At 54.1% G+C, this 6258-nt stretch carries 6 protein-coding genes; 2 read left to right on the top strand and 4 right to left on the bottom strand.

Features of this window, described 5'->3' with window-relative positions; translation table 11 throughout:
• Positions 1 to 124 precede the first annotated feature (124 nt).
• Positions 125 to 1285 (top strand): sensor histidine kinase, encoded by a 1161-nt coding sequence (locus RCJ92_RS02690; RefSeq protein WP_446753717.1) that lies wholly within the window; start codon positions 125 to 127, stop codon positions 1283 to 1285.
• Positions 1286 to 1291: 6 nt separating this feature from the next.
• On the top strand, positions 1292 to 1981 hold the full coding sequence (locus RCJ92_RS02695; protein WP_446753710.1) for a response regulator: 690 nt from the start codon (positions 1292 to 1294) through the stop codon (positions 1979 to 1981).
• Between the two features lie 88 nt (positions 1982 to 2069).
• Here RCJ92_RS02695 and metG read toward each other — a convergent pair whose 3' ends face one another.
• From metG to RCJ92_RS02715, 4 genes are all read right to left on the bottom strand, one after another.
• The gene (gene metG / locus RCJ92_RS02700; protein ID WP_446753711.1) at positions 2070 to 3620 is read right to left on the bottom strand and encodes a methionine--tRNA ligase; all 1551 of its coding nucleotides are present in this window, start codon (positions 3618 to 3620) and stop codon (positions 2070 to 2072) included.
• Positions 3621 to 3677: 57 nt separating this feature from the next.
• The gene (locus RCJ92_RS02705; protein WP_446753712.1) at positions 3678 to 4691 is read right to left on the bottom strand and encodes an NYN domain-containing protein; all 1014 of its coding nucleotides are present in this window, start codon (positions 4689 to 4691) and stop codon (positions 3678 to 3680) included.
• A gap of 68 nt (positions 4692 to 4759) precedes the next feature.
• Positions 4760 to 5464 carry an acyltransferase gene (locus tag RCJ92_RS02710; RefSeq protein WP_446753713.1) on the bottom strand — a complete coding sequence of 235 codons (705 nt, stop codon included), beginning with the start codon at positions 5462 to 5464 and terminating at the stop codon, positions 4760 to 4762.
• Between the two features lie 29 nt (positions 5465 to 5493).
• Positions 5494 to 6258: SGNH/GDSL hydrolase family protein (locus RCJ92_RS02715; protein ID WP_446753714.1), on the bottom strand; the 765-nt coding region annotated here is incomplete at its 5' end.

A 6258-nucleotide genomic window follows, 5' to 3' on the forward strand; every position in this document is an offset into this window, starting at 1 on the left:
TTTCAACCCTGGGCATGAGGTCTGCTCTGCTTCTGTTCAGTACCCTGAGAGGAACAGTAGGAAAATCACGAGTGGGCACCTTTTCTTGGAACTCTTAAGTCTTCACCGGCGCATCGATCAGTGGGTGCGGGACAACCCGTATCGCGTGGACGCCATTGCCGGGTCCTTCTACACACTCTTCTGCGTAGCCGGCAGCTTCGGCCTGGTCTACGGAGTGGGAACATCCGTTGTTGTTCTGATTACATTCCTGCAGTCGGCGCCGCTGATTGTCAGACGACGCTTTCCCTGGCCAGCCACGGTAGTTGTCGTTCTCGGCCACCTTTTGCAGCTGTTGCACGGCAACTACTTTTTGCCCTCGCAATTTTCAGTGCCAATCCTCGTCTACACCATGGCCAAATACGGCAAGCGCTGGCAGTCGCTGACCACTCTGGGCATAGGGATCTTCGGCGCGCTGGCGGCAACTGTGCGGATGTTCTCCAGCCTGCCCTATGCTCAGCCCCTCTCCTTTGACACCTTCGTATCCTTTGTGGGGCTCTCCTTAATTGTCCTGGTCTCCTGGACGTTTGGTGACTTGGCAAGGACACGCAGACTGACAATGGATGCCCTGCGCGACCACGCCAAGCGGCTGGAACTGGAACGCCAGTACGAACGTGACTTGGCGGCCTCCGACGAACGAAACCATATTGCGCGTGAAATGCATGACATCGTGGCCCACTCACTGTCGGTCATCATTACCCAGGCTGACGGTGCACGTTATGCCGCCGCGAAGGATCCGCAGGTCGCCATCGACACGTTGAAAACAGTCGCCGACACGGGGCGTTCGTCGTTGCGGGAGATGCGGCGCCTGCTCGGAGTACTCCGCACGGGCCAGGGAGCAGATAACCGGCCACTGCCCACGCTGGCAGATATCCCTGATCTGATTGGTACCGTCAGGCGCACCGGCTTGGAAGTGGATTTAGCGTTACAGGGAACGCCGCGACGTTCCCTTCCCGCTGGCGCGGAGCTGACCGGGTACCGCTGTGTGCAGGAGGCTCTGACGAACGTAGTCAAGCATGCTGGGGCCAGCGCGAGCGCCGAAGTTTCCCTCTCCTGGCGAACACGAGGCCTGGATATCAGCGTTGAAGATGATGGACGAGGTGCCGGAGCCCTATCCAGTGAAGGTACCGGACAGGGGTTACGAGGTATGGCCGAGCGGGTCGCCCTATACGATGGGGAATGCGCGGCCGGCCCGAAACCGGGTGGAGGTTTCAAGGTCTCAGTTTTCATCCCTTACTCGGAGGACTAAAAACACGTGGGCGATACAGAGCAAATCAAAGTCGCATTGGTTGATGACCAGCTGCTGGTGCGTAGCGGCTTTCGAATGCTGATCAACTCCCAAGACGACATGGAAGTGATCGCGGAGGCCGCCAATGGCCGGGAAGCCTTGGCCTCAACGCTGCTGGCTACCGCGGACGTGATCCTCATGGATGTACGAATGCCGGAGATGGACGGCATAGAGACCACAGAACACCTTCTCCACGGAGAAAAGTACCCGGGAGCAGCTCCGAAAGTCATCGTGCTGACGACTTTCGATATGGACGAGTACGCACTCAATGCCATTCAGGCCGGCGCCAGTGGATTCCTGCTTAAAGATGCCCCTCCGGAAGAACTTCTGGAGTCCATTCGAACTGTGAATCGAGGTGATGCCGTGATCGCGCCGTCCACCACCCGACGCTTGCTAAACCACATGGCACCGATTCTGAAACGCAATTCGCAGCCCAATGCCAACTTGCAGGCTCGCGTTGATTCCTTAACCCGACGCGAGCGCGAAGTTTTCGAAATGGTCGCCGCCGGACGATCGAATCCTGAAATCGCGCAAGATCTCTTCCTATCTGAAGCGACCGTGAAGACCCATGTGGGACATATTCTCTCAAAGCTCGGAGCGCGTGATCGGGTTCAAGCTGTCGTCATCGCCTACCAAACCGGCGTAGCTACTCCCTGACGGTAATGTCACTACGCAATGTAAATCGCAGCCCATAAAGATCCAGCCCTGACGAGGGTGCCAGGGCTGGATCTTTAGCTTGCAGAGTTTACTTAGGCTCTTCATACCGCGGGAACACGGGGCTCGGTGCCGGCAACTCGGTTCCCGGAACAAGCGCCTTATCGAAGTTCTCGAAGGTGCGGGCAGATCCGCTACCCACCGCCAGGAGATCCAGCATGGCCGTCATGGTTTGGGGCAGTACCGGCTGCAGCAGAATGGCGACCTGGCGGACCACCTCGAGGGTCACGTAAAGCACCGTCTCCATGCGGGCCGGGTCGGTCTTCTTCAGCTTCCACGGTTCTTGTTCCGCGAAATAGGCGTTGGTATCGCCCAGAACATGCCAGATCGCTTCCAGAGCGCGGCTGAACTCCTGCCGTGCGAAGTAGTCACGAGTGGTGTCCAAGAGCGCCGCAGCAGCTTCCAATTCGGCTCGGTCAGCCTCGCTGAACACCCCTGGATTCGGCACCACTCCCCCACAGTTCTTGGCCACCATGGACAGTGACCGCTGTGCCAGGTTTCCGAAGTTGTTGGCCAGATCGCTGTTGATTCTCGCAACGATCGTTTCGTGGTTGTAGCTGCCGTCGGCACCGAACGGGACTTCACGCAGGAAGAAGTAGCGTACTTGATCGAGCCCGTACTGCTGGACAAAGTCATCCGGAGAGACGGTATTACCCAGTGACTTTGACATCTTCACGCCGTTATTATGCAGGAAGCCATGGATCATGATCCGGTTCGGCAACTCCAGCTTCGCGGACATCAGGAAAGCAGGCCAGTAGATGGCGTGGAAGCGAGAAATGTCCTTGCCAATGACATGCACATCGGCTGGCCAGAACTTCTTGAATGAAGCGGCCTCGACATCGGGGAACCCGGCGCCGGTCAAGTAGTTGGTCAGCGCATCCACCCAAACGTACATGACGTGCTTGTCATTACCGGGAACCGGGATGCCCCAGTCGAAAGTGGTACGTGAGATCGAAAGATCAGTGAGCCCACCTTCAACAAAGCGGATCACTTCATTGAAGCGAGACTTGGGGGCACCGAAGTCTTCCTGCTCCGCGTAAAGCTTCAGCAGCTTCTCCTGGTACTTGGAGAGGCGGAAGAAGTAGGACTCCTCCTCGGTCCAGGTGACCTCGGTATCGGTTTCAACGGCGTAGCGAACCCCGTCTTCACGCAGTTCGGTTTGTTCCTCGGTGTAGAAGGCTTCATCACGCACCGAATACCAGCCCGCATAGGCATCGAGGTAGATATCTCCGTTGGCTTCCATACGGCGCCAGAGTTCCTGCGCTGCAGCGTGATGATCCGCATCGGAGGTGCGGATGAATCGGTCGTAACTGATTCCCAACTCATCATTCATCGCCTGGAAGGCATCCGAATTACGTTGAGCCAATTGGGCCGGGGTGATGCCCTCCTTCTCAGCAGTCTGCATCATTTTCTGGCCGTGCTCATCAGTGCCGGTCATGAAGAAGACGTCGTATCCATCCAGACGCTTGAAACGCGCCATGGCATCGGTTGCCACTACTTCATAGGCATGACCAATATGAGGCGTGCCATTGGGGTACGAAATTGCGGTGGTGATGTAATAGGGTTTCTGCTGCGAAGTCACGTTAGTAATTTACCTTAGTTGCATGGTTGTTTAGGAGTCAGAGACGTTGTCTAGCTCTTAGGTGTATTTGTCCAGCGAGCTCCAGAATGCTCCGCGCAACACCCGACGGATCTGCTGTTGGTCGGTTTTCCATTCCCCCATGACCTGGGCGCAGTCCTTGAGCAGCGTCCGATCGATCTCGGGCGGCAGCTGGGGACGGTCGGCCATGAGCTCCACCAATTCAAGTTGCGTGGTGCTGGCCAGCCAGGAATTTGCAACGTTGGCACCAATTTCCTGCGCGACAGCCATTTCTTCTTGCTCATACACAGCTTTGCCCTGGAAGCCAGACTTTTCACCCCCGCTGGAATAGATAACTTCTGATTCCGGTATCTGCTCTCGAGCCTGCTCCTGGCTGACGTTCTTCGGTCTCTGCGCCATAATCGCCGGGGTGGGAGCAGCAGGCTTCGGCTCTGATGCGACTGTTTCGGTGGGGGCGGCTGCGATCGTCGCGGACTCGGAAGCGTGGTGATCGTCCCACTCAATGACTTTGGTAAAGGAACTGTCCAATAGTTGGTCGGGGATGGTCTCAATAGCGTCTGCGGTCAGTGCCAAATGCTCTGCGACTGAGGCCACTCCCAAACGGCTCTCGTCGCGCCGCACTCCCAGGAGGATGACCTTCATACCCAGATCCTGTGCCTCTTCGACCGCCTCAGCAAGATCGTCGTCTCCCGAAACCAGATACGCAACGGATGCGGCGCCGTGACGCGCAACGCCGACAAGGTCCAGGGCCAGACGCAGGTCCACGCCCTTTTGCTCGCCGTTATAGGAGATACGGCCAAGGCGCACCTTGACACCGGGAATAAAACCGATGCGTTTGTGCTGCTCTGTAAACAGTCCATCCTTGGACGCGTCGTACCAATATACTCGCAAGTTGTTAAGGCCGGTATTCTTCTTTACGGTTTGCACGAGCCCTTTGACCAGAGCTTCGTAGTGAATGGTAAACGCCGATCGAAGAGTCGTGCCAGCTGCCTTATGTCCGCCCAAAGAAAGCAAGAAGCCCGCATCTATAAAGATGGCTGTCTGATTCATCATATTTCGTTCCTTCTGCTGGCCGCCCAGATATAGAGACTACGTCCGCAAGAAGTCAATTTGGGAACATTTTAGGTTACTGTCGGGTTCCAGAAACCCGATTTAGATACAGTTGACGCATCGGGCTTATAAAAAGGCTCCTTTAGAGTAAGGTGATCCCGCTCCCATGCAACGTTCATTCTTTTCAAGCGGGCAGGGACGCCAGCAACAATGCAATTATTGGGGAAGCTACCAGCAACAATTGAGGAGAAGCCCACGACACTACCGTCCCCAATAGACGAGCCCCCTAGCACGCGGGAGCCCCACCCTAGCCACACGTGATTGCCAATATGAACTGACTCCGAGAGATTGATACGAGCTCCGCTTCCTACATCAAATATAGGGTGTTCATCATCTGAACGAATCTGAACATCTCCGGAGATCATGCAATCATCACCTATTGAGACAGTGGAGCCTTCCACAGATCCAATAATTACTCGTGAGGAAGTCGTGACATGGTCACCAATCAGAATCGCCGAATCTTCCCCGACTCTCAGAAAACCAGCGAAACCATGAAGCCCCCTGCCGATTCTTATGGTAGCGTTATTGCAATCAAAGCGGAAAATCGTACTCGCAGTTAGTCTAACTGTCGAGTCTAATATCAGTTTATTATTGCTTCCTCGAAAATGAACCTGTGGGCCACTGATCGGAGCGCCACTGTACTCTATTCGATTTCCTCGCTCATCACTATAACTCTCAATCAAACTCATAACATCCAAAAGAACTCCAATGATCATTTACCGCTTGTACAGTACAATAACAAATTTTACAGGATACCTATTTTTGCTACGAGTCTCTTATAAATAATATCGTGTCCTCGGTCATTTGGATGCCCGAGATCAGCGAATCCCTTCCACGACTTCTTTGAAACCGGTCCACGATTCCCGGGCCGGTCGAATAAGTCAAAAATAGATACAAACGCTCCGTTGGAACGTAGGCATGAATCCTCAATTATTCGATCAAACGCTTCTTGGCGATCCGAACGCCCTTGGAATACGCCTATACAAACTAAGTCACTCGCACCTTGTTGCCTGATCCCATTGATCAACTGATTATAATCGGTCTCAAACTGATCCACAGAGCTGCCTTGTCGAAAATCATTAGTTCCTAATTCCGCTATAACGATTCCGGGGAACATGGGGACAGAATAGTGGCGATTAAAAAATGATGCAGAAATTCCCGATTCGATTTGAAACGAAGTAGATATATGTTGGCTGCTTGCAAGCGAAGATATCCTATACACAAATCCCTTTGAACGTTTAGTCGTGGACCACGATGCCGAGAGCGAATCACCAATAAAATGCATGTTGCCAATATTTTTTATATCGGCATTCAACTCGCTCTTAGAAGCATGAGACATACAAATCAAAAGAGCGAAAGCATATACTGCGAGGCCTCCGAGAAGTGCAGAATAGGGTTTGAAGGTACTCCTGTTCTTGCAACTGGGTACCGCTGTTCCGCGAACATGGTACTGCCGGTCATCTGCCGCTGATTTCCTAGTCATGGATATTCCCCAACGAGAACCGTTCAT

The sequence above is a fragment of the Glutamicibacter sp. BSL13 genome (assembly GCF_052928425.1).